This window comes from Enterococcus sp. 7F3_DIV0205 (assembly GCF_002141365.2).
GTDB lineage: Bacteria > Bacillota > Bacilli > Lactobacillales > Enterococcaceae > Enterococcus_L > Enterococcus_L palustris.
Genome location: NZ_CP147244.1, coordinates 3,212,576 through 3,236,702 on the forward strand (window position 1 = coordinate 3,212,576; position 24,127 = coordinate 3,236,702).

The following is a 24,127-nucleotide window of genomic DNA, read 5'->3' on the forward strand; positions in this document are numbered from 1 at the left end:
CAAACAAATGAGTAAACAAGAGTTACGATCGAAGAAAAACATGGGGACTGTTTTAAGACGCATCAGTTTTTTCCTATTATTGCTTTTCGGCATTCTATTTTTAGTAAAGGTAAAGCCACACGTAGTCAGTGGTGAATCTATGCTTCCTACCTTACATAATAAGGATCGCTTATTTAGTATGAAAAATGCAGAACCAACCCGCTATTCATTGATCACTTTTCAGCCGAGAGAAGAAAAGCATGAATCTTATGTTAAAAGAGTTATTGGACTACCTGGAGATCGTATTTGGTTGGATAAAAATACGGTTTATTTAAATTTTCAGATGGCCGAAAGTAATCCAACTCCGCCAAATGAAGAACACCTTTCTGGCGTTGATTTACCAGATGGGACATTAAAAATTCGTGTTAGTTGGGAAGTAGCCGCTCAATTAGAAGGACTTTCTACGATTCCTAAGAATCAGTTTTTTGTTTTAGGAGATAATCGAAGACATTCAACAGATAGTCGGGAATTAGGATTGATTGATAAAAATAAGATCGAAGGAGTCGTGACCTTTAGGTATTATCCATTAAATAGGCTCGGTTTGGTTAAGTAAAGAAAAGTGAGGAAATAAATGAAGCAACAAGTAAAAAAAGTTTTTTTAAATAAAAAAAGTTTAGCGTTAGCTCTTAGTTTTTTTCTACCCGTTTTGATCATGGCGATGAGTTATTATCGATTAGGGATTTATCCAACAAGTGATCGAACGATTTTGGCAAGCGATGCATTTGGTCAACTGGTCAATTTTTATTCTGGTTTTAACAATCTCCTCCATGGCGAGCAGTCGTTCTTTTATACATGGAATGGGTCATTGGGATTGAATTTTGTTTCTTTGATGAGCTATTACATAAATAGTTTGTTCAGTTTTTTAGTGTTCTTTTTTGATAATCTTAATATGCCGGATGCAATGTATGTTATCTTACTGACCAAAATCGGTGCCATGGGTGTGACCTTTTGGATTTTTGCGCAACAGACATTTCGTCTCCCGCAATGGGTAAAAGTCTCATTAAGCGTTTATTATGCGTTGATGAGCTTTACTGTGGCTTATTCGATTATGTTGATGTGGATGGATGCGTTGATTTACCTTCCACTTGTTCTACTGGGCATTCAACGATTAATGGATAAAAAAAAGCCTGGTTTGTTATTTATAGTTTACTTTTTATTGTTTGTGTCAAATTATTATATGGCGTTCATGGTAGGGCTTTTTAGTTTTTGTTACTTCTTTGTTCGTGCGCTGACAGACTGGACTTTATATAAAAAAGCGGTGATTCCTTATTTCATCACATCGATTCTTGCTGGTGGTGCTTCGATGATCATTATTTTACCTTCTGTGATTGATTTACGGGCAAACGGAGAAAAACTAGATGCAGTCACGAGCTTTTTTACGAATGATTTAGGACCTTGGGATTTTATTGTCAAAAGTATGTCTGGTGTCTATGATACCTCAAAGTTTGGCAGTGGTCCATTTATTTCGATCGGATTGTTACCATTGCTATTTTTTATTTTCTATTTTGTTAGTAAAAAAATCCCTTTGAAAAATAAGCTGTTATATGGAGGGCTCGTTCTATTTATGGTAGTGAGTGTTTATATACAGCCATTGAATCTATTTTGGCAAGGACTTCATTCACCAAATATGTTTTTGTTTCGATTTAGCTTTTTATACTCGAGTCTTATCTTGATTTTAGCTGGCTTTGGTTTAGAGAAGTTTGAGAAAAAAGAGTTGAATGTGCTTGGGAATTGTGCCTTGTCTATCATGGGGCTATTCATTCTAGTAGCAATCATATCCAATAAAAAAAGATATGGCTATATCACGCAAGAATCATTGATTCTAACAGTAGTGTTATTGATTGTTTACCTTCTTTTATTCGTATTAAAAGAAAAAGTCGACAAACATGTGTGGTTAGTGCCAAGTTTGATTGTCGCTTGTGTCTGCGGTGAACTCTTTTTTAATACACAGCAAATCATGGTTGGTATCAATAGAGAGTGGGGCTATACGAGCCGAGAACGCTATACAGACGGATATAAACAAATCGAGCCGCTTGTGAAAAAAGCCCAATCAAGAAATGATAGCTTCTATCGATTGGAAAATATTGATTCAATTAGCCGTACAGATAGTTTTAATTACAATTATTCTGGAGTCACCATGTTTTCTTCGATTCGTAATCGCCACTCCTCTCAGTACTTAGACCGCTTAGGGTATCGATCTCCTGGAACCAATCTTACGATTCAATATCAAAATAATACCATTTTGATGGATGACTTATTAGGTGTGAAATACAATATAGCCAAAAATGATCCAAAGAAATATGGGTTTAAAAAAATCGCAACCCAAGGAAATTATGCTCTATATGAAAATAAGAATGCGTTACCTTTAGGGATGTTAACGGATCAAGGCATTTTTCAGAAAAAAAACAATAATAACCAAACAGCATTGCTTCAGTATCTTTCTGAACAAAAAGAACCATTATTCCAATTTACTGGATTAAATGAAGTTTCTCGAAAAAATATGTTTATTCGGGAAGAAGGCGATTTTACTTATTTTTCAGAAGAAACCAATAATAATGAAGAAAAAAGTATCACTTGGGAGGTCAATATTCCTGAAAAAACCCAAGCCTATTTAACCTTAGACACTAGAGCATCTAACGGATTAGATGACGGCTCTGTAGAAGTTAGTGTCCCAGGTAATAAAACGAGCAGTGGTCTTTCTGCAACGGGTTCTTATTATACGATTGGCTACTATGAAAAAGCCGAAAAAGTCAAAGTAACAGCCAAGTTTACAGGTAGTTCTGTTGTAAAAGTGCTTCGTCCATCTGTTCTGATGCTAAAAACAGCAATCCTGGATCAAGAAATCGCAGCAATCAAACAAAAAGAAGTCGATTTTGAAGTAATAGGAAATCATGTGTACGCGGAAGTTACAACTGAAAAAGAACAAGTAATTTTTACAACGATTCCGTATGATGCTGGTTGGCAGGCACAAGTTGACGGAAAGCCAGTAGAAATCAAGGCAGTGCAGGATGCGCTGATTACCGTCAAAGTACCAAAAGGGACGCATACTGTTCAATTGAATTATTATCCCAAAGGCATGAAACTTGGCAGTTTCTTATGTCTTAGCAGTTTTTTGTTGTTTATTGGATACGTTTATTGGCATAAAAAAGAGAGACGGAGGCTGGAAGTCAATGAAAAAATTTAGTTTGGCACTGCTAACAATTGTCATCAGTAGTTTGTTTCTAATAGGCTGCACCAAACAATTAGACGAAACACACACACAGTTTAATGATGAAGGTGTTACCTATGAATTCCAACTACCTGGTGCTTGGAAAGCTGATCAAGAACCGAACAAAGAATATGGTCTTCAAACCGCTTTTAGTGGAGAAGATACTAAAAGTAATTCTTATGTTTTTATTTCCACTATTCCGGTAAAAGATGTTGTGCAAAAAGGATTTGGAGAACAAACCAGAGAAAAACTCAAGGAACGCTATCGTTATAAAGAAGCAAAGGATATCTATATGAAAAAAATCACCATAGGAGAGGCACCAGCGTATAAATATACTTTAAATACAACGTTTAAAGAGAAAAGTGTCTGGGCTCATTTATACTACATCTGGACAGAACATGGCTTTGTCCAAGTGACGTTCTATTCCGCAGATGATAACGCATATAAGAAACGATCCGAACAAATAGATGCGTCTGTTGAGACCTTCAAAGAGCGTTCTTTTGATAAGTTAGAAGCTGAAAAAGAGCAAGAAGCTCTGAAAAAAGAAGCAGGGGATATTGTAACAATTGAAAATAAGGACATAAAAATAGAAACAACGGCCGTGCGTCAAGTAACAGGAGCAGAAGGGAAAAAAATGCTGGCGATCCGTTATATGTTTACCAACTTAGGACTAGAAACGGCACACCCTTCAGTCTGGCAGGAAGTTGTGACCGCGACTCAAAATGGCAAAACCTTATTAATAGGAAATTTACCACAAGAATCTGATCTATTAGACGTAAAAGAATTAGCTGCAACACAAACAAACACTGTAAATTTGGGAGAACAAATAGAAAGTGTTGTTCTGTACGAATTACAGGATAAAAGTCCTGTTGAATTGAATTTCTCACAAGACGCCTTTCCAGGAAAAGAATCTGTTCGGGTGGTGGTACCAGGATGAGTCAAAAAAAGCGAAGTATGAGTCTAATGATTCTTGTTTTACTACTGGTCTTGATAGGATGTGGAAAAACGGATCGTTATGCGGGATTCTCACAAGCAGAACACGCTCTTAGTTGGTCTAGTGAGCGAAACCGATCGTTTGGCGATGCAGATTATTCAAAAATCGAAAAAGAAGCGAAGGCTTTTGATTTACTTCAAGATAAATACAACGTAACGGTTTCAAACTACTACGAGACAACCAAACACACGCTTACCAAAGAATTAACCTCTAAAACAGTTAAACTTGGCGCTGTACAATATGCCATTTTTGCCAGAAATAAGGAACTGGAATTTCGGACTTTATATCCATTTTATCGAGGAGAAGAACTGCAAGTTTTTTCAGAAGTTATTTTGACCTATGCGTATTCAGTAGATCAAGCACAAACCTATTTAAAATCCCAGATCGTAACGGTTAAAATTGCACCTATTAAAGGGACATTGCCAAATGACAATCAAAGAGAATTGATCACAGCAATCGGAAAAAATATGAAACTGCCAGAAAAAAAACTTGAAACAGGTTTAGCTGGCTATGAGAAACGAATGAAGGAATCAGAAAATCCAATCACCGACGATTATTTACCAATCGTTTCAAATACAAGTGGTTTAGATAAAGAACAAGAATTTTTGAAAGAAATCGCAGCAGTCTATGACGAAGTAGGAACCTTTAGAGAACTTTATGCAGAGATTTCAGACCAAAAAAGCAAATAAGTGTCAAAAATAAATGGCATAAGGGAACTCAACTCGAATGATGATTATATAGTTTTATTGATAATTTAATTTTTTCATAGTTTAAAGATCAAGAAAACTATTTTGATTCTCTCTGTAAAAATATGTCCAAGAGCGTAATCCATTATTATTGACTAAACTGGTATTCTTATATTTTAATAAAAATATCAACTGTAATACCATGTAACTAATAAGATATATTGGAGAGATGGATATGCTTATAGTAGGACTAGAAAAACTATTGGATTCGGAAACGAAAACCATACTAGAAATGTTGAAATTGTTACACAGAAGTAACGATCAGTGGATGCATCAAGAAGAAATTCAAAGTCGAGTGAATATTTCAAAACCGACGTTACTAAAATATATAGGAATTATCCAGAAAAATGACGATAAAAGTTTTTCCCTACAATATTCTCAATCTCAAGGAATACGCTTAGAAATCTATGATGAATTTTTATTTGGAGTTTATTATAGAAGAAAAATCTTTGACATGTGGCCAACACAGTTAGTTTTTCAACTTTTGTTATATGGTAAAATAAGCAAATCAGATTTTTGTAGAGAGTTTTTTTTAAGTGAATCAACATTTGAAAAAAAAATAAGCGACATAAATATTTTGGCAAATCATTTTGGGATAAATATAAAAAGTCGACAGGGGACATATGAATTAGTAGGACCAGAACCACTGATTCGAAGAATATTGGAAGAGATTGTTTGGGAGATCTTCAAAGGTTACGAATGGCCTTTTGATGTAATTGATGAAAATAAAGTAAAAAGAGTCTTATCTAATCTTTTCAAAAACGAAAAAATCAAATTGTCGTCAAAACGAGTGTTAGAATATAGATTAGCGATACTACTAATAAGATTCAATAAGTCTTATTATTATAAAAATACCGAGCCTTTATTTAATGAGCTATTTAAAGGGAATGTTTTTTTCAACTTTATGAATCAACTTTTTCAAAAGGAATTCTTATTGTCTGTTGATGAAGTAGCTTATTTTTCATTATCAATAATTGCGAATAGAAATTATAAAACGACTAAAAATTTTAATAAATCCGATATGTTTAAAATAAATGATTTGTTTAAGAACTATTTTTCTGAATATGTTACGAATTTTAGTGATACAGAAATAGAAGAATTAAATTACTTTCTGCTTTCGTCTCATGTATATTGTTTGTTGTATATTAATACAAATCATATTTATCAACGAAAAGAATCTAAATTAGAAGCAAACCCTAAGGTAGAAAGCCTTTTAGAAAACTATTTAAACTATTTTCATAAAAATAGTAATGGTATTTTTAAAGAAAATGCACAGTTCCTTTTTTATAAATATCAACAGATTATCATGAATATGTTCCCTCCAGAAGCAATATATCCTTTAAAAGTGATCGCTGTTAATACAGATATGAATATGCTTGAAGAAAAGAAGTTTATTCATTTTTTAACGAAAACATTAAATGTATATTCTAATGTTTTTGTAGATAGTATTCAGAATATGGAGGTCAAAGATATAGATCTATTGATCTATACGAATAAAGATACATTTTATACGGATATACCTAATAGTATATATATTGACCGGTACTCTTATCTCGATACATTACCAAGTTGGTTAAATTCTGTATTCGAGGTAATCTTCAGTCGAACAGATTAAATCAGTTGTAATTTTCTATTAGCAAGAAAAATTAAGGAGACAAACATGCCTAAATACGTAAAAATTTTTATCTTATTTATCTCCAGTGTTTTAGTCCTAACAATTTTACTTCTTTTTATTTCACCAGTTCCATTTTTAAACGTAGTAAAAAGTAGAACGCCTAAGCTTCCTGGATACACTCCGCCCCATAACTTTTCGCAACTTAAAAATGATAGTTATACTGAAAAAAATATATCATATAATTCAAGCTTCACTAATAATAAATACGATATATATATTCCTAAAAGAAAATCCAATCCTCCGATAGTCGTATTTTTCCATGGAGGTGGGTTTATTACTGGAGATAAGAACATGGCTAAATATTTTGGGCCAACATTGGCAGCTGAAGGGTATGCGGTTATATCTGTTAATTATGAATTAGCTCCTAAAGCAACTTTAGATGATCAAATTTTACAAGCAACTGATTTTATTAATGATCTTCCAACAATCACGGATAAATTCAAATTAGACAATAATAATATCTTTTTATCTGGATCGTCTGCTGGTGGGTATCTTGCAGCGCAATTAGGTACAGCTAGGTATAATAAAACGTATAACAAAATAGATAAACAAACGATTGATGATGAGATCAAGATAAAAGGCCTAATTCTGTATAGTGCCCCTTATAAGTTATCTTTTATTCAAGATTATCCAGTCGATAATTGGTTATTTAAATTGAGCGTTTTTGAAATGGGCTGGGCTTTAACTGGTGAGCGTTTTTGGAAAAATGATCCTAAATTAGGCGACAAATACAATCTTGAACCATATATTACAACTCAATTTCCTCCTGTATTCATAACAGATGGAAATAAGAAGACCTTTACGCAACAAGCCAAAGAGTATGAAGAGGCGTTGAAAAAACACAGGGTTGATACTACTAGCCTGTTCTTTCCGGATACACTTGATGTCAACCACGGATATCAGATGAATATGCGTACACCGGAATCAGAAGAGGCATTGTCAAAAACATTATCTTTCTTGGACAAATGGACGCAATAAAACTCTCAAAAAGATTGCTTAATAGAATAGAAAAATAAAAAGTGCATGATGTGATTTTCATGTACTTTTTTTATTGCCTTTAAACATGATAATATTTTTAAAGGCAATAACTGAAGATGGAAAAAATAAAGCAGAAGTTAGGATATATTTTTTTATCGAATAAGTCTCTCTCCTCCATGAATTGTTATTCAAAAACGGTTGTATTTTATTCTATGGATAATATGCACCTAGTTATCAGGCTTCCATTTTGATGAAGATTTTGATTTTCTTTTTTTTGATCCAGAAAAATAGTGAAAATCTAAAGAAATTCTATGTTTGTCTGACGAAAATCTATTTTTTTAATAATGTTATCTGTTTATACTTATCATTGTAATACTTAAAGTTTGTATTTTTGAAAAAAGAAAATTGGGGGTTGTGAAATGATTAGTAAAAAGAAAAATAAATGGTGTGTTGGTGTGTTAGCGGTATTTTCATTCTGTAGTTTTGGTTTATCAAAGCAAGCGATAGCAGAAAGTTATCCAGCTGCTTTTGATCCGAGGCAAATGGGAACTGTGACACCTGTAAAACAACAAGTAGGTAATTTTTGTTGGGCGTATGCGGCAGTGACGGCAACTGAACAAAATTATGTAAATAAAACTGGTATTCAAGCGGATCTATCCGGAGATTACTATGCACGTCTTTTAGAGGAGAATGGATATTCAGGTGCAGATATGGTTTTTGAAAGAGCGATGGGCTGGCAAGGACCAGTCTTAGAAAAAGATTTTTCTAGTGACGGACCAGGCTCTCATTCAAAAGAAGAACTGGAAAAAGTTCCAGCAGCGGTTCATGTTCAAGGATTTACAACATTACCTGCATTGACAAATTTCCAAACGAATACGGCAGATGAAATTACCAATCGAATCAATAAAATTAAGAGCGCAATTTATAACCATGGTAATGTTACTTCCTCTAGAAATGGTCTACAATCTTATCGGACTGACCATGATTCACAAAATGTATTGGTGCAAAACGCAGTTGATTACCCTGACCACGTGGTCACTATTGTTGGTTGGGATGATTCTTTTTCGAAAAATAAATTCACATATAAACCTGCTAGAGATGGCGCCTTTATTGCAAAAAATACGTGGGGAACGAATTGGGGACAAAAGGGGTACTATTATATCTCTTATGAAGATGCTTACCTTCGTAATCAAGAGCTATATTTTGTTAATTCTGTCGAAAGCCCTGACAATTACAAAGCAAAATATGGTGAAGGAGTTATAAATGGAGGAAGGCGCATAGAGACAAAGAGCAGCAAAACATTCGGTCATGTATTTGATGCACCAAAAGAAGCAGAAAAAATTGATGCAATCAGTATTCGGACAGCCGTTGAAAATGTTCCTTATGAGATATATGTTAATCCAAATGGTGTACCAACAAAAGGATTAGAAGGGTTTACCAAAGTGGCAGTTGGAACCAAAGCCGACATTGGTGCAGCAACAATCAAACTAGAGCAATCAATTCCAATTACATCGAAAGAGAAGTTTTCTGTCGTAATTAAGCTTACTAAACCAAGTAATTTGGATAAAATGCCTATTCCAGCAGAACTGGGTGCAATAGGCAGAGAAATATTTAGAGGCCACTCTTTAGATGAAAATAACAATTGGAAAAAAGAGAGTGATACAAATTACCTATTTAATGTTTATACGAACAGCAATGAGCCTGTTAACCTAGGACGTATTAAAGACGTATTCCCAGCACCAAATTTTGCTGCTGAGATTGCTAAACAACTAGGTAAATCGATACATGATTCGCTGACACAAGAAGAAGCAGATAAAATAAAATCTATTGTGTTAAGCGGATATCACAATCAGGAAGTAGATAATGCTCAAGGTATTGAGTATTTGTCTAATTTAGAGTATCTACAATTTCAAGATGGAAAACTTTCAACATTAGACCTTAGTAAAAATAAAAAGCTTAACTGGCTTGAAGTTTCGGGATCGTTAATAACAACTCTTGATTTAAAGAATAATCCAGAATTGAGATGGATTGACGCTACAGGAAGCAAACTAACTTCAATTGATATAACTAATTGTACTAAATTAGAGTCGCTGCAATTAGGCACGAATAAATTAAAGACAATTGATCTTAGCCGAAATCCTAAACTAAGTTTTTTAAGTATCTATCGTAATCAATTAGAATCAATCGATGTCAGTAAAAATCCAGAATTGAATCATCTATATTTAGGATTAAATGAGTTGGCTGCAATTGATGTGACCAAAAATCCCAAATTGTACTATTTAAGGGTAGACTCCAATTCTAAAATTGCAAAAATCGATCTCTCAAACAATCCATCCTTATTAGAGCTAGGTGCGGGTAAAACAAGTGTGAGAAACATCGATACGTCAAAACTTCCTAACTTAAAATATTTAGAACTTGTTGGAAATCAGTTAAAAGAGATTGATATTACCAAGAATCCGAAACTTGAGAATCTATATATTTCTAAAAATCAACTAACAGCTATTAACTTAAAAAATAATCCAGCGATTCGCTTTTTAAGCATCGGGGAGAATCAGCTAAAAGCTCTTGATTTAAGCGTAAACTTACAGTTGATTTCTCTAGATGTTCGGAATAATCAATTATCAGTACTAGATTTAAGCAAAAATCTAAAACTTAAGGAAGGAACCTATCAGACTGACAACAATCCAGGAATAAAGGTAACGCCACCAAAGGTTTAAATTTGACTATTCACAAAGAAAACATATACAAGATATACTATAAGTAGTTATCAGGTGTGAGTATGGTTCAAGCCATATTCTCATCTGATAACTTATTTTTGATTAATAAATTATGAAATATTGTTGATATTATATGATATGATAAAAAGTGAAGAAATCACGAGGAGTGAAAGAATTTGGAACTAATTCTAAAGGCGGATCATATCTCTTATGAAATCGAAAATAAACAAATTATCAACAGTATTGAATTGGAAATCGAACAAGGCAGTCACCTGACGATCACTGGCCCATCTGGTGGGGGGAAAAGTACTTTTTTGAAGCTGCTTGCTTCGTTATTAACGATAACAAAAGGAAAAATTTATTTTAAAGGTGACGATATCGCAACACTAACACCTGAAAATTACCGTATGCAAGTCTCATACTGTTTTCAACAACCTTCTTTATTCGGTGAAACCGTACGGGATAATTTCATATTCCCATATGAAATACGCAAAAAGGACTTTCAAGAAAGCCACGTACTAGAGTTGCTAGAAGAAGTAAAACTACCTGAAAGCTATCTCGACAAAAAAATCACCGAATTGTCTGGCGGAGAAAAGCAGCGTATTGCGTTGATTCGTAATGTGATATTTCTACCAGAAGTTCTGCTTTTAGACGAGGTTACCGCTGGTTTAGATGAAGAGAGTAAACAAATCGTCAATCAATGGCTATTGAAGTTGAATCAAGAACAAAATGTGACCTTGATTCGTGTGACTCATGACGCAGAAGAAATTGCGCAATCAACAATCATTAAAAAAATCGTAGCAGGAAGATTGGAGGAGGAAAAATGAACTTAGCCGTGAATGATCTTTCATTATTATTTGCTGGAATGTTGGTCATTGTTGCCTTACTAATCAGCTATAAAGAAAAACTAGGGTTTACGAAGGATATTGTTATTAGTGTGTGTCGCGCAATCATTCAATTAGTTTTAGTTGGGTATCTGCTGAAGTATGTATTTCAAGTAGATAATGCACTTTTGACGGTCGTGATGGCAGGGGTCATCATCATTAATGCCGCATTGAATGCGGGAAAACGTAGTAATCATCTTAAAAATAGTTTTTTGATTTCTTTGTTAGCGATCTTTTGCAGTACAGGAGTGACGATTGGTGTCCTGGTTTTATCCGGTGCGATTCGTTTTATTCCTTCACAAATTATTCCAATTAGTGGGATGATCGCAAGCAATTCCATGATTGCGATTGGGCTATGTTATCGGAATATGGATAGCTTGTTTCATGACCAACGACAAGCGGTTCTTGAAAAACTTGCTTTAGGTGCAGATATCAAACTAGCCTCACGTTCAATCGTCAGAGCGAGCATTCGAACAGGGATGGCGCCGACAATCGATTCTGCGAAAACGGTTGGTATTGTTAGTTTGCCAGGGATGATGTCAGGGTTGATTTTTGCTGGTGTGGATCCTGTTCATGCGATAAAGTATCAAATCATGGTGACTTTTATGCTGCTTTCTGCAACAAGCATTGGTTCGGTCATTGCGACTTATTTAGCGTATAAACAGTATTATAATGAAAGAAAACAATTGATTATTTAGTAAACTTTCTAAAAGATAAGATGACATCCATCTTATCTTTTTTTGTATACTTTGCAATTAAAAGTATAGACATTTATTGAGGTTCGCTTTATAATAATAGTGAATACGATGAGTGAAAAATGATTCGATGAAAGAGGGATAGCGATGCAAAGAACATTTAAAGAAGATTTTTGGTGGGGAGCTGCAACATCAGGTCCACAAAGTGAAGGACGTTTTAATAAAAAACATGCGAATATGTTTGATTATTGGTATGAGATCGAGCCAACTGACTTTTACGATCAAGTGGGTCCAGATGTAACCTCAAATTTTTACAATAGTTTCAAAGAAGATATTACTTTGATGAAAGAAATTGGCTTAAATAGCGTTCGTACCTCGATTCAATGGAGTCGTTTGATGGATGATTTGGAGCTTGGAACGGTTAATGAAGATGCAGTTCGTTTTTACAACGAGGTAATTGATACGTTTTTAGAAGCTGGAATTCGTCCTGTGATGAATTTACATCATTTTGACTTGCCTGTTGAGCTGTATCATAAATATGGTGGTTGGGAATCCAAACATGTGGTGGAATTGTATGTGAAATTTGCTGAAAAATGTTTTGAATTATTTGGTGATCGGGTGAAAGACTGGTTTACACATAATGAACCCATCGTAGTTGTTGAAGGTGAATATTTACACCAGTTCCATTATCCAAAAATAGTGGATGGTAAAAAAGCGGTGCAAGTAGCCTACAATCTAAATCTGGCATCAGCTAAAGCGATTCAAGCATTTAGAAAATTAGGACTCCAAAATGATGGTGGCAGAATCGGAATCATTTTAAACTTAACACCGACATATCCCGCTTCTGATAGTCCAGAAGATTTAGCGGCGGCAAATATTGCGGAATTATTTAACAATCGTATGTTTTTAGATACGGCTGTTCATGGTGAATTTCCACAAGAGTTAGTTGATTTATTTATCAAAGATGGTGTCCTTTGGGAAAGTACATCAGAAGAATTAGCGGTGATCAAAGAAAATACGATCGATGTTCTAGGTGTGAATTTCTATCATCCAAATCGTGTAAAAGCGCCAGATATTGCACCCAATAGTGTGGGCGAGTGGCTTCCAAATCGTTATTTTGACGAGTACAATATGCCGGGACGTCGTATGAATATTGACCGAGGTTGGGAAATATATCCTAAAGCATTGTATGATATTGCCATCAATATTCGTGATAATTACAATAATATTCCATGGTTTGTTTCTGAAAATGGAATGGGGATTTCTGGCGAGGAACGTTTTATGAACGAAGACGGAGTAGTTGAAGATGATTATCGGATTGATTTTATTCGAGAACATTTAGAATGGGTTCATCAAGGGATTGAAGAGGGTTCAAATTGTTTTGGCTACCATTTATGGACACCGATCGATTGTTGGTCATGGGCAAATGCATATAAGAACCGCTATGGCTTTATCTCTACAAATATCCATACACAAATCAAAACCATCAAGAAATCAGGGCATTGGTTTAAAACCGTCGCTCAAACAAATACAGTAACAGATAAATAAAACGCAGAATGTGAGGTCAAACTGAAAACGGTTTGGCCTCCCATTCTTTTTTCTAACTAGGCATAGTCAACATTTAAAATAGAATAACTTCTTTGATCGTAGCGATTTCGACTACAAGAAAACTCGATAGGACGTCCATTTTTTGAATAGACGACTTGCTGCACTTCAAGAACCGGATCATCTTTTTTACAGTTTAGATATTGTTGATCGTATTTATCAGATTTATCTGCTTGAATATTTCGATACGCTCCTGCAAAATCAAGCGATAAGTGTTCCTTAATATAGGTATAAATCGATTCTTTCAGAATATCCGTTGTTAAACCAGGTACTAGATCACAAGGCATGTAAGTATGTTCCAAAATAAAAGGCTCATTCTCCAGAATTCTAAGACGGATGATTTTATAAACAGGCTGTTCTTTAGAAATAGCTAACCGTTCTTGGACTTCTTTTGAAGGGAATTCCACTTCAAATAAAATGACTTCACTTTTTAACTCTTTATGGCGGTCATGCATTTGTTTGCTAAGACCATCATATTCATTGGCAGGTGAAGTATCTTTATCCCAAAAAGACCGATTCAATACTTTGGTTCCAGAACCTCGTTGAGAGTATAAAAGACCTTCCATGACTAAAATCCCGATTGCCTTTTTTACAGTCATTCGACTTACGTTGAATTCTTTTACTAAGTCGGTTTGGTTAGGAATCAAGGTATCTGTTTTGTAAATATTATTTTTTATTCGTTCACGCAAGGTATCTGCGATTTCTTCATATTTTGGCTTCATATCGTTACAACCTCCTCTTCTGTATTGTAACTGATTATGAATGTATAGACAATTAAAGAAAAAGAAAGTGCAGTTAAATCGCACTTTCTTTTTCTTTGTCTAATAAGCGTAAGAATGGGTACCAAATCAAACCAACAAGGATTAAATCGACAAGTTGTAAAATACCACCTAAGATGGAATTTGTTGCTAACATGCCGCTAAAGAAAATCGGAACAGTCCATGGAACGGAAACCCCAGTTGGAGGTGGAACAATGCCTGCTACCATTACAAGATAATTAAGCACTGTAACGATCAGTGGAGCTAAGAGCCAAGGAATCAAAATCGTTGCATTCAAAACGATCGGCAGACCAAAAATCACGGGTTCATTTACGTTAAAAATTCCAGGAGCTAAGCTTAAACGTCCAATATCTCGGTATTGTTTTTTCTTCATGATAAATGCCATGATCAAAATAACTGCAAGTGTCATACCGGAGCCACCAAGACCTACCGTAAAGGTTTCCATAAATGGTTTTGTAATGATGTGTGGTAATTTTTCTCCTGCTTTATAAGCATCTAAGTTTTCTAACATTAAGGTGTTCCAAATAGGATCCATTACGGAATTGACGATGATTTGACCATGTAAACCGAAGAACCACAGGAATTGAACAAAGAATAAGGCAATCAATGTTGCAGGTAAACTACTACCTAAACCAACTAACGGTTTTTGAATGACTTCGTAAATAACATCATGCAGATTTGTATTGAATAGACCTGTCACAATCGCATTGATAAATAGGAAAACAGATAACGTTAAAATAGCAGGAATCAACGCAGCAAATGACTTAGCAACAGCAGGTGGGACACCATCAGGCATTTTAATTTGCCAGCCCTTTTTGGTTACTCTACAATAAATTTCACCAGCAAGAAAAGCCGCGATCATCCCGATAAACATCCCTTTAGCACCTAAACGATCTAAAGATAATACACCAGAAACTTCTGTACCATCTTCAAGCGTCATCATGAAAGGCGTTAAAAGTAGAAAACTAGCAAATGAAACTGCTCCGCCAAAGATACCTTCAACATCATACGATTTAGATAAATAATAGCCGATACCGAACGTAACGAAGACTGCCATAATACTCATTGTTGCATTTTGACCATTACCAAACAAAGAGGATAAAGTTCCTTTGGTCGCATCACTGAAAAAAGGTAAGTTGTTGATCACAACGATGATCGATCCGAACATAGTTAATGGAAAAGATAACATAAACGCATCTCTGAGAACAGAGAGATAGCGATTTTGCCCAAGTTTATTTGCAAGCGGCATGATTTTTTCGCCAAGAGAATCCATAAAACCATTCATACTAATCAGTCCTTTATATTTGATTTGTAATCGATTACAAAAAATAATATACCACTTTACTTTATAAATGTCTATACTTTTATATTTAAAGAGTATATATTATTTTAGGGAGCAAAAAAAGAGTAAACCAAAAAGGTCTACTCTTTTTTTATTTAGATAGCCAAAATAGGTGCGATCAGTTCTTAAATACTAGCGCCACCGCCGCCGGAAGAACCGCCTCCTCCAGAGAAGCCGCCACCGCCACCAAAGCTTCCGCCTCCGCTTGAAGAGCCGCCGCCAAAGCCGCCGCCGCCCCAATACCAAGGACCACCGCCGCGACCACCACGTCCTCCTTTAGAGAATAGAAACGGTAAGATAATAAGAAGGACAAAGAAAACACTGAAAAATCCTTCCCCATCTGAACTGTCTTCGGATTCAACTTGTTCTATTTCATCATTTGACAAGGCATTTTTATCTGCAGGATAGTCATAATGTTTATCAATCAAGGTCGTTACGGCATTAAATGTATACTGCAGACCTTTATTGATTGAAACAGGGTTACTTGATTTTAAATCATCCTTAGCCTGTTGCAGAATATTTCCAGAAATACTATCAGTGATTACATCTTCTAAGCCGTAACCAACTTCGATCCGAACATTCCGCTCACCGTCATTTACTGCGTAAAGAATCAAAACACCGTTATTTTCTTTTTGATTTCCGATGCTCCATTTTTGAAAAAGATCGGGTGCGTAACTATCAATACTATCACCATCAGTCGAATTGATTACAGCTAAAACAACTTGAGGAGCTTCTGGTTTTTCTTTATAAAGCTCGCCTTTTCGTTCAACTAAATTTTTAGTTGTCTCATCCAAGATTCCTGGTTGGTCTAAATAAAAATGATCTGGTGAAGCAGGTAAGCTTTCAGCAAATGCTGGTGTTTGAAAGCTAACGAAAAGGGTGACAAGGAAAAATAATACGCTAGGTAATAAACCTCGTCTAAAAAATTTCATGAATCATCACTTCCCACTAGATGTGCTAGTAGAATTATCAAAATTCACAGAAGGTACAGTGCTAGCTGTTGGATCAGCTTTAAAGTAATCCTTCTTACCTAGACCCATCATATTTGCAAAGATGTTTTTAGGGAAAGAAACCACTTGTTCGTTGTATTCTTTAACAACATCATTGTAACGTTTGCGTTCAACTGAAATGCGGTTTTCTGTTCCTTCTAATTGAGTCATTAACGTTTGTACATTGTCGTTTGATTTTAGTTCTGGATAATTTTCATTGATGACATTGATCAAAGTACCTACAGATTGATCCAACTCTTGGCTTGCTTTGATTTTATCTGAATCATTGTTTGCAGATCCGTATGCTTCACGGGCTTTAGCAATATCACCAAAGACTTTTTGTTCTTGTTGCATACTACCTTTAACACTGTTGACTAAGTTAGGAACCAGATCTGCTCTACGTTGCATCACGTTTTCTACTTGGCTCCATTGTGACTCAACTGATTGTTCTTTCTTCGCTAATCCGTTGTATTGACTGATTCCGAAAACGCCTATTAACACAATGACGATCACAGCAATCAAGCCAAATTTTGTTTTGTTGTTTTTCATAAATTTTTCCTCCTAAAATTTAAAAGTGTAATGAGCTCGTCCAGTCTCGACAGAAAAATAGGAAAATAGGATTGTGACGCTTCATGTCACAAGCAAATTTTATCTTTTTTCCGAGAGACTAGCTCTTGAAACTAGATACGAATAAAAGTGTAGTGAGCTCTTTAAACTTGATGTAATGGTATTGTAACATTATTGCAATGTTGAAGCATCCATCTTAAGCCCTATTTTTATTAATAAATGGATTTATAAAGCTAATTATAAGGATTTTTAGTCGATAAGCCAAAGAAACCGACTTTCAAAAATAATTCGTTCCTATAGAAATGGATAGTTTGTCAGAGTTTATATTTTGATTGGTTTAAAAAGTAAACAAGAAAGCTATGGAGTTAGTAATCAATTGACTTCCTTCGTTTTTTTGTTATTTTTTTAGTTGAGTCCAATCGTTTTGAAAAGTCAAAACGAAATTAGACCCAACGTTTCTTTGGTTTGTAGCGTTTACATTATATAGTGAATACAGGAGGAACAAGATGATTGATTATCGAATGAGTTATCTTATCAATAAGCCGCACGGAGTAGGTTACACCATTCAAGAAATCGAGGAGATCACAGGAATGCCCGCTGAAACGATTATCGATCAGCTAGGGAAACTCAATGAGCAGCTGCAGAAATTTTCCTATGAGCAAGTGTACTGGAAAAAAGACAAAATTTATTTTTCTAAGAGAGTATCTGAGAAATGGTTGGAACTTCATTTTGGAAAGCTAGAAACAGAGATTTTCTATTCGGAGTATGAAAGGCAAGCGCTAGTGTATCTGTTGACGTTTATCGCAGATGAGGATTTATCTGTTTATCATTATCAAGAATTTCTTCAAGTTAGTAAGAATACCATTTTGGCGGATATCAAAAAGGTGCGGGAACGTTTGAGTAAGAAGCAACTCAATTTAGAGTATTCGAGAAAAAAAGGTTTTTATTTGACGGGTCTTGAAGAACAGATTCGTATACAAGCCCATCAAATGATTGCCAATGTGGTTACGTCAATTTCAGGAAAATGGGGTTTGACAAAGGGATTGATGAACTATTCAACCATTTTTGAAGCCGATGTTCGTTCTTATTTTTTTGAGACGATCAAAGCCAATGAGCTAGTGATTGTTCCAAGCCGGATCGAAGAGACGATTTATTTTATGTCTTATGTTTTAAGGCGTGCTAAGACTTATTCTTTTAGAGTGGATGAACAAGTAGACGTTACTTTAAAAGAACTAAATGCTTTTTCAGCAAGTCAGCAATTTTTGAGACAGTTCCCAGAAATAGTAGATTCCGAAATGGAGCAATTATATTTTACTCTAATTTTCATGACGATCACCCAAGGGGAAATCAGAGATACTGCCTTAGAATATTTGCTGGAATGCGCTAGTCAGATCATTCATGAGATGGAACGCTTAGCAGCAATCGAGTTTAAAGCGTATCGAAAATTACTGCTAGATCTGTTTTATCATTTGGTGCCAGCTTTTTTTAGAATCAAGTATCAATTTTCGCTAGCTAATGTATTGACCGAAGAAATAAAAGAACAGTATGGTGAAATATTCACCTTAACCAAAACGGCGCTGTGTCCATTAGAAAAGTTGGTGGGTAAACCAATTCCAGACGAAGAGGTTGGTTATTTTACGATTTTATTTGGTGGTGAAATTGGCAATCAACGGGAGCTAAATCGGGTGATCCGTTATAAAGCATTGGTTTTGTGTCCAAGTGGTATCAGTTCATCCTTAATCATGCAATCAGAATTGAAAGAGCTCTTTCCAACAATCGATTTTAGCTTAACAACAACCGTCGATCAACTCGAAAGTATTGCTGAATCTGAATATGATGTGATTTTTTCTAGCGTTCCATTGAATACACCAAAGAAAATCTATCTAGTCAATCCAATCATGTCTCAATTGGAAAAGAATAATTTAATCCGTTGTGTGCAAGAAGATTTACTGATCCCTGGAATCGTAGTTCCTTCTATAGATGAAATTATCGAGACTTTATTACCGTATATCGAATTAAAAAAAGATGTTACCAAAGAAAAAATTTACCGTATCTTAAATCGCAAAATGATCAAAAAATTGAAAGTGAAAGAAGATGAGAAGCCAATGCTATCGGAGTTGTTAACGACAGATATGATCCAGTTGACGGATAAAAAATTAGAGTGGGAAGAAGCAATTGCTTATGCAGCTCAGCCTTTGAAAACGCAAGGGAAAATTACTGAGGGCTATATTGAAGCAATGATCCAAAAGGTCAAAGATTATGGAGCCTTTATTCATATTGGCAAAGGTATCGCATTGCCTCATGCAAGACCAGAAGATGGGGTCAACCAATTGGGGATGTCTCTTTTAAAAGTGGAAGAGCCTGTTTTACTTTTAGATGACCCAAAGCATGACATTACGATTTTTATCTGTTTGGCAGCTGTAGATAATGAAATGCATTTAAAAGCCTTGGCGAGTTTGACGAAAATTTTATCCAACAAAGAGAATGTAGAGAAATTATTAGCAGCAAAAGACCAAGAAACAATCATTCAGTTAGTAAAGGAAGGAGAATCATTATGAAAATGGCAGCAGTTTGCGGATCTGGTTTAGGATCTAGTTTTATGGTGGAAATGAATATCAACAGTGTGTTAAAAGAATTGGGGGTAACAGGTATTGAGGTAGCGCATTATGATATGGGCAGTGCAACGCCGGATTTAGCGGATGTCTTTTTTGTAGGCGGGGATTTAGCGGATAGTGCGCAGCACTTAGGGAATGTGGTTGTGTTGGACAGCATTATTGATATGGATGAGTTAAGAGAAAAGGTCAAAGCGGTTTGTGTGGATAATGGGTTACTCTAAACTGAAGAAGGTGGGAGAAAAATATGAATAGTATTTTAAATATATTGATCGATATCGCAAGTACGCCAGCAATTTTGGTGGCCTTGATCGCGGTTCTCGGATTAGGGTTACAGAAAAAGCCGATTTCAGATGTTGTCCGTGGCGGAATCAAAACGTTTGTTGGTTTTTTAGTCGTAACAGCTGGAGCTGGTGTGATCGAAGGGTCACTGGCACCGTTTGGTGAAATGTTCCAGCATGCGTTTAATATGCAAGGTGTGGTGCCGAATAATGAAGCAATCGTTGCTTTAGCTTTAACGAAATATGGAACGTATACAGCACTTATTATGTTAGCGGGAATGGCGTTTAATATATTGATCGCGCGGATTACGAGGTTTAAATATATCTATTTAACAGGTCACGCGACACTTTATATGGCCTGTATGATTGCGGTGATTATGAGTGTTACCAAAATGAGTGCAGTGCCGTTAGTGTTAGTCGGTGGTTTGGCGTTAGGGTTAGCGAATACGATTTTCCCAGCAATCGCTCAGCCATTTACCAAACAAATCACGAAAAATGATTCAGTGGCATTGGGGCATACTGGAAACTTTGGCTATGCACTTAGTGGTTTTATCGGAAAATATGTAGGAAATAAAGAGAAGTCAACAGAGGATATTAATTTTCCAAAAGGCTTGTCATTTTTACGAGATTCAACAGTTAGCATTACATTGACGATGGGAATCGTGTATACAATCGTGGCATTATTTGCAGGGAATGACTTTATTTCTAAAAACCTTAGCAATGGGACTAATTATATTATTTATGCGTTACAACAAGCAGGGATGTTTGCGGCAGGTGTCTTTGTGATTTTAGCTGGAGTCCGTTTGATCTTGGCTGAAATTGTGCCAGCATTTAAAGGGATTTCTGAAAAATTAGTACCGAATTCAATTCCAGCATTGGATTGTCCAATCGTTTTTCCTTATGCGCCAAACGCTGTGTTGATTGGTTTTTTAACTAGTTTTGTTGGTGGAATCGTTAGTTTGTTTATTATGATCGCTACAGGAACAACTGTGATTATTCCAGGTGTAGTGCCGCATTTCTTCTGTGGGGCGACGGCAGGTGTTTTCGGTAATGCTACCGGCGGTGTCCGTGGTGCTGTGGTGGGTTCATTTATTCATGGCGTGATCATTAGTTTTATGCCGATTTTATTGATGCCAGTTATGGGAGATTTAGGTTTCCAAGGCTCGACATTCTCTGATACGGATTATGGTGTAACGGGGATTTTTCTTGGTAAATTAGCTGATATGGGTGGTCAAATCGCTGTTGTTGCTGGCGTTTTAGCGGTGTTAGCGTTATTGATCGGATTAACGGTTTTCGGCAAGAAAAAGGTGAATGAAACGAAGGAGGCTGCATAATGGACACGCAGAAATTTGCAGATCAGATTCGTTATTATACGATGAGAGAATTAGATAATTTAGGTTTTGGGCATTTTGGCGGTAGTTTATCGATTGTTGAAGTGTTAGCAGTTTTGTATGGAAAAGTTTTGAATGTTTCACCAGAAAGAAAAGACGATCCAGACCGTGATTATGTTGTTTTATCGAAAGGGCATGCAGGACCTGCGCTTTATGCTACGTTGTTTTTAAAGGGCTATTTTGATGAAGCGTTTCTTTTCAGTTTAAATCAAAATGGAACGAATCTTCCTTCGCATCCAGATCGAATCAAAACGCCTGGAGTAGATATGACGACAGGTTCCCTTGGTCAAGGGATTTCAGCGGCAACTGGGATTGCAAAAGGCAATCAGTTGTTAGGGAAAGAAAATTATACGTTTGCAATCGTTGGCGATGGAGAATTAAATGAAGGGCAATGCTGGGAAGCGTTTCAGTTTGCGGCACATCAGAAGTTAGATCATTTAATTGTGTTGATCGATGATAATAAAAAACAGTTAGATGGTTATACAACAGATATTTGTGATCCGTTTGATTTTGTTGAAAAAATGCAGGCTTTTGGTTTCAATAGTTGGCGTGTGGATGGCGGCGATGTTGATGCAATCGAAGTTGCGTTGAATCAAGCGAAACAAATGATCGATAAACCAACGGCGATTGTTTTAGATACAGTTAAAGGACAAGGAGTTCCTTACTTTGAAGAATTAGTGGACAATCATCATATTCGACCTGATGAGGCAGGAAAAGCAGCAATTAAAGAAGCCATTGCAACGTTGGCTGAAAAGATCGAGGTGAATCAATAATGAAAGACTTAGAAATGCGGCAAGTCTATACAAAAACGATTTTAGCGTTAGCTGAAAAAGACCCCAAAGTTGTAGCATTAGAAGCAGATTTAGCCAGCTCAATGGGGACGAGTAAGTTAAAGGAACAACTTGGCAGGCGCTACATTAATGTGGGCATCATGGAAGCCGAAGAAATGGGGGCAGCCGCAGGTTTGGCTGTTACAGGATTTATTCCATTTATTCACACATTTGCCCCTTTTGCGACAAGACGTTCCTTTGATCAAGTCTTTCTTTCTCTAGGATATGCTCAGAATCATGCGGTGATCGTGGGGACCGACCCAGGTGTTACAGCTGAAATGAATGGCGGAACTCATATGCCGTTTGAAGATCTTGCCTTGATGCGGGTGATTCCAAGAAATCATATATATGAAGTTTCAGATCCTTATCAGTTTAAAGCGATTTTAGAATATGCACATACCGCACAAGGGTTGTTCTATATTCGGACGATTCGTAAACAAGCGAATCCCTTATATACAGGTGATGAAGACTTTTCCAAAGGATACTGTAAGTTAAAAGCTGGGATGGATGGGACGATTTTTGCTAGTGGAATCATGGTAGCAGAAGCGCTTCAAGCGGCCCATGATTTAGAGGAACAAGGGATTTCAGTTCAAGTGATCGACTTGTTTAGAATCAAACCGATGAATGAAGAAATCGTAATTGAAGCGGCTAGTTTAGGACCAATCGTAACGGCAGAGAATCATAATGTTATCGGTGGATTGGGCAGTGCTGTAGCGGAGATCGTTGCTGAAAATCAGCCGGTGAAAATGAAGCGAATCGGTGTCAAAGAACAATTCGGTCAAGTGGGTAGGTTAGAGCATTTGAAAGAAGTTTATGGATTGAAAGCAGATAATATTTTTAAGGCTATGTGTGATTTGTTGCAGTAGTTGAGTCGTTTTAGAGTTTGGATGTATTCCAAGCTCTTTTTTCGTTAAGATAGGGCGAACTTTCCTCACTGTGCTATTATAAAAGAAATAATTATTTATAGGAGAATGATATGAAAAAGAACCAACCATCAAAATTTGACTGGTACCATAATCAGTGGGGCAAACCGACGCATGATGATCGATTGCTTTTTATTCTGTTAACGGTGGGAACCTTTCAAGCTGGATTAAGTTGGAAAGCGGCTGCTGGTAAACTTGATGCTTTTTTAAGAAACTTCCATAATATGGACATTCAAAAAGTTGCGGCTATGATGCCTGATGATGTAGAAAGAATCTTAAACGATCCAGAAATGATTCGCAATCCGAGAAAGATCAATGCCACGATTCAAAATGCGCAAGCAATTTTGGCTGTGCAAAAAGAATATGGCAGTTTTTCTGAGTATATGTGGGATTTTGTTGGCGGAGTTCCTCATTTAAATGTATACGAAGAAGCGTATGAAGTGCCAAATGTTACGCCGCTATCTAAAAATGTGGCGAAAGATATGAAAAAGCATGGCTTTACTTTTGTTGGCCCAGTTGTGACCTATATGTTTATGAAAGCTAGTGGGATGATTCAAGATGAAGTGTTGAATCGAGAGGGATGATAACTTCTTAGAAATACAACGCTAAAATAGGATAAAGATGCGATTATTCCTATTGATGGAAGTATGATGTGAAAAAATGGGCAAAAGACAACCCAGACATATTTTATAATTATCGCAATGGAAATGATGCTATCGGAGGACTTCGAGTTACCGATCGAGAGTTTGCCATTATTATTGATATGGAAAAGACAAAAGGATGGCTGATCGATGGGGCAACGCTTACCATTAGTCTGGCTATGAATAATAAATGAACGCGTCAAAAGACTTGTTTTCTATCAGAAATATAGG

21 protein-coding genes are annotated in these 24,127 nt (G+C 36.0%); 17 read left to right on the plus strand and 4 right to left on the minus strand.

Going from position 1 to position 24,127, the window contains the following annotated elements; all coding sequences use genetic code 11:
• Nucleotides 1–7: 7 nt before the first annotated feature.
• From lepB to A5821_RS14970, 10 genes are all read left to right on the plus strand, one after another.
• The gene (gene lepB / locus A5821_RS14925) at nucleotides 8–592 is read left to right on the plus strand and encodes a signal peptidase I (protein WP_249921881.1); all 585 of its coding nucleotides are present in this window, start codon (nucleotides 8–10) and stop codon (nucleotides 590–592) included.
• 18 nt (nucleotides 593–610) lie between these two features.
• On the plus strand, nucleotides 611–3,223 hold the full coding sequence (locus A5821_RS14930; RefSeq protein ID WP_086315515.1) for a YfhO family protein: 2,613 nt from the start codon (nucleotides 611–613) through the stop codon (nucleotides 3,221–3,223).
• A complete protein-coding gene (locus A5821_RS14935) occupies nucleotides 3,210–4,184 on the plus strand; it encodes a DUF5067 domain-containing protein (RefSeq protein WP_086315516.1) in 975 nt (324 codons plus the stop codon). The genes A5821_RS14930 and A5821_RS14935 overlap by 14 nt, the downstream gene beginning before the upstream one ends.
• On the plus strand, nucleotides 4,181–4,930 hold the full coding sequence (locus A5821_RS14940; protein WP_086315517.1) for a hypothetical protein: 750 nt from the start codon (nucleotides 4,181–4,183) through the stop codon (nucleotides 4,928–4,930). The genes A5821_RS14935 and A5821_RS14940 overlap by 4 nt, the downstream gene beginning before the upstream one ends.
• Nucleotides 4,931–5,162: 232 nt before the next feature.
• Nucleotides 5,163–6,602 (plus strand): helix-turn-helix domain-containing protein, encoded by a 1,440-nt coding sequence (locus tag A5821_RS14945; RefSeq protein ID WP_170923052.1) that lies wholly within the window; start codon nucleotides 5,163–5,165, stop codon nucleotides 6,600–6,602.
• A gap of 45 nt (nucleotides 6,603–6,647) precedes the next feature.
• Complete coding sequence (locus A5821_RS14950; RefSeq protein WP_086315519.1) at nucleotides 6,648–7,640, plus strand: alpha/beta hydrolase; 993 nt, start codon at nucleotides 6,648–6,650, stop codon at nucleotides 7,638–7,640.
• A 419-nt stretch (nucleotides 7,641–8,059) separates the two neighbouring features.
• Nucleotides 8,060–10,357, plus strand: coding sequence for a lectin like domain-containing protein (locus tag A5821_RS14955; protein ID WP_086315520.1), 2,298 nt, complete (start codon nucleotides 8,060–8,062; stop codon nucleotides 10,355–10,357).
• Between the two features lie 176 nt (nucleotides 10,358–10,533).
• Nucleotides 10,534–11,184 (plus strand): ABC transporter ATP-binding protein, encoded by a 651-nt coding sequence (locus A5821_RS14960; RefSeq protein WP_170923053.1) that lies wholly within the window; start codon nucleotides 10,534–10,536, stop codon nucleotides 11,182–11,184.
• A complete protein-coding gene (locus A5821_RS14965; RefSeq protein WP_086315521.1) occupies nucleotides 11,181–11,939 on the plus strand; it encodes an ABC transporter permease in 759 nt (252 codons plus the stop codon). Before A5821_RS14960 ends, A5821_RS14965 begins: the two co-directional genes overlap by 4 nt.
• Nucleotides 11,940–12,083: 144 nt before the next feature.
• Entirely contained in the window at nucleotides 12,084–13,484 is a 1,401-nt protein-coding gene (locus A5821_RS14970) for a glycoside hydrolase family 1 protein (protein ID WP_086315522.1), read from the plus strand.
• A gap of 56 nt (nucleotides 13,485–13,540) precedes the next feature.
• Here the strand turns inward: A5821_RS14970 and A5821_RS14975 are convergent, their stop codons facing one another.
• From A5821_RS14975 to A5821_RS14990, 4 genes are all read right to left on the minus strand, one after another.
• The gene (locus A5821_RS14975; protein ID WP_086315523.1) at nucleotides 13,541–14,263 is read right to left on the minus strand and encodes a GntR family transcriptional regulator; all 723 of its coding nucleotides are present in this window, start codon (nucleotides 14,261–14,263) and stop codon (nucleotides 13,541–13,543) included.
• Between the two features lie 73 nt (nucleotides 14,264–14,336).
• Nucleotides 14,337–15,605 (minus strand): PTS cellobiose transporter subunit IIC, encoded by a 1,269-nt coding sequence (gene celB, locus A5821_RS14980; protein WP_086315524.1) that lies wholly within the window; start codon nucleotides 15,603–15,605, stop codon nucleotides 14,337–14,339.
• 182 nt (nucleotides 15,606–15,787) lie between these two features.
• Nucleotides 15,788–16,594: a TPM domain-containing protein gene (locus A5821_RS14985; protein WP_086315525.1), complete on the minus strand. Its 807-nt coding sequence runs from the start codon at nucleotides 16,592–16,594 to the stop codon at nucleotides 15,788–15,790.
• A gap of 6 nt (nucleotides 16,595–16,600) precedes the next feature.
• Complete coding sequence (locus A5821_RS14990) at nucleotides 16,601–17,200, minus strand: LemA family protein (protein WP_010770804.1); 600 nt, start codon at nucleotides 17,198–17,200, stop codon at nucleotides 16,601–16,603.
• 524 nt (nucleotides 17,201–17,724) lie between these two features.
• Between A5821_RS14990 and A5821_RS14995 the strand changes: the two genes are divergently transcribed.
• The 7 genes from A5821_RS14995 to A5821_RS15025 all read left to right on the plus strand — a co-directional run bounded on the left by A5821_RS14995 (nucleotide 17,725) and on the right by A5821_RS15025 (nucleotide 24,090).
• Entirely contained in the window at nucleotides 17,725–19,776 is a 2,052-nt protein-coding gene (locus tag A5821_RS14995; protein WP_086315526.1) for a BglG family transcription antiterminator, read from the plus strand.
• Nucleotides 19,773–20,054 carry a PTS sugar transporter subunit IIB gene (locus A5821_RS15000; protein WP_086315527.1) on the plus strand — a complete coding sequence of 94 codons (282 nt, stop codon included), beginning with the start codon at nucleotides 19,773–19,775 and terminating at the stop codon, nucleotides 20,052–20,054. The genes A5821_RS14995 and A5821_RS15000 overlap by 4 nt, the downstream gene beginning before the upstream one ends.
• A gap of 23 nt (nucleotides 20,055–20,077) precedes the next feature.
• A complete protein-coding gene (locus A5821_RS15005; protein WP_086315528.1) occupies nucleotides 20,078–21,445 on the plus strand; it encodes a PTS ascorbate transporter subunit IIC in 1,368 nt (455 codons plus the stop codon).
• Entirely contained in the window at nucleotides 21,445–22,275 is an 831-nt protein-coding gene (locus tag A5821_RS15010) for a transketolase (RefSeq protein WP_086315529.1), read from the plus strand. Before A5821_RS15005 ends, A5821_RS15010 begins: the two co-directional genes overlap by 1 nt.
• Nucleotides 22,275–23,198: a transketolase family protein gene (locus A5821_RS15015; protein WP_086315530.1), complete on the plus strand. Its 924-nt coding sequence runs from the start codon at nucleotides 22,275–22,277 to the stop codon at nucleotides 23,196–23,198. The genes A5821_RS15010 and A5821_RS15015 overlap by 1 nt, the downstream gene beginning before the upstream one ends.
• Nucleotides 23,199–23,308: 110 nt before the next feature.
• Complete coding sequence (locus A5821_RS15020) at nucleotides 23,309–23,839, plus strand: DNA-3-methyladenine glycosylase I (RefSeq protein WP_086315531.1); 531 nt, start codon at nucleotides 23,309–23,311, stop codon at nucleotides 23,837–23,839.
• 68 nt (nucleotides 23,840–23,907) lie between these two features.
• On the plus strand, nucleotides 23,908–24,090 hold the full coding sequence (locus tag A5821_RS15025) for a hypothetical protein (RefSeq protein ID WP_086315532.1): 183 nt from the start codon (nucleotides 23,908–23,910) through the stop codon (nucleotides 24,088–24,090).
• The last annotated feature ends 37 nt before the right edge of the window (nucleotides 24,091–24,127 follow it).

Excerpts from the sequence above, each read along its gene's own strand:
- A5821_RS14935 (WP_086315516.1), top strand. The coding sequence starts at position 3,210 with ATGAAAAAATTTAGTTTGGCACTGCTAACAATTGTCATCAGTAGTTTG.
- celB (WP_086315524.1), bottom strand. The coding sequence starts at position 15,605 with ATGAATGGTTTTATGGATTCTCTTGGCGAAAAAATCATGCCGCTTGCA.
- A5821_RS14955 (WP_086315520.1), top strand. The coding sequence starts at position 8,060 with ATGATTAGTAAAAAGAAAAATAAATGGTGTGTTGGTGTGTTAGCGGTA.
- A5821_RS15020 (WP_086315531.1), top strand. The coding sequence starts at position 23,309 with ATGAAAAAGAACCAACCATCAAAATTTGACTGGTACCATAATCAGTGG.
- A5821_RS14970 (WP_086315522.1), top strand. The coding sequence starts at position 12,084 with ATGCAAAGAACATTTAAAGAAGATTTTTGGTGGGGAGCTGCAACATCA.
- A5821_RS15015 (WP_086315530.1), top strand. The coding sequence starts at position 22,275 with ATGAAAGACTTAGAAATGCGGCAAGTCTATACAAAAACGATTTTAGCG.
- lepB (WP_249921881.1), top strand. The coding sequence starts at position 8 with ATGAGTAAACAAGAGTTACGATCGAAGAAAAACATGGGGACTGTTTTA.
- A5821_RS15005 (WP_086315528.1), top strand. The coding sequence starts at position 20,078 with ATGAATAGTATTTTAAATATATTGATCGATATCGCAAGTACGCCAGCA.
- A5821_RS15000 (WP_086315527.1), top strand. The coding sequence starts at position 19,773 with ATGAAAATGGCAGCAGTTTGCGGATCTGGTTTAGGATCTAGTTTTATG.
- A5821_RS14985 (WP_086315525.1), bottom strand. The coding sequence starts at position 16,594 with ATGAAATTTTTTAGACGAGGTTTATTACCTAGCGTATTATTTTTCCTT.
- A5821_RS14990 (WP_010770804.1), bottom strand. The coding sequence starts at position 17,200 with ATGAAAAACAACAAAACAAAATTTGGCTTGATTGCTGTGATCGTCATT.
- A5821_RS14965 (WP_086315521.1), top strand. The coding sequence starts at position 11,181 with ATGAACTTAGCCGTGAATGATCTTTCATTATTATTTGCTGGAATGTTG.
- A5821_RS14950 (WP_086315519.1), top strand. The coding sequence starts at position 6,648 with ATGCCTAAATACGTAAAAATTTTTATCTTATTTATCTCCAGTGTTTTA.
- A5821_RS14975 (WP_086315523.1), bottom strand. The coding sequence starts at position 14,263 with ATGAAGCCAAAATATGAAGAAATCGCAGATACCTTGCGTGAACGAATA.
- A5821_RS14940 (WP_086315517.1), top strand. The coding sequence starts at position 4,181 with ATGAGTCAAAAAAAGCGAAGTATGAGTCTAATGATTCTTGTTTTACTA.
- A5821_RS14995 (WP_086315526.1), top strand. The coding sequence starts at position 17,725 with ATGATTGATTATCGAATGAGTTATCTTATCAATAAGCCGCACGGAGTA.
- A5821_RS15010 (WP_086315529.1), top strand. The coding sequence starts at position 21,445 with ATGGACACGCAGAAATTTGCAGATCAGATTCGTTATTATACGATGAGA.
- A5821_RS14945 (WP_170923052.1), top strand. The coding sequence starts at position 5,163 with ATGCTTATAGTAGGACTAGAAAAACTATTGGATTCGGAAACGAAAACC.
- A5821_RS14930 (WP_086315515.1), top strand. The coding sequence starts at position 611 with ATGAAGCAACAAGTAAAAAAAGTTTTTTTAAATAAAAAAAGTTTAGCG.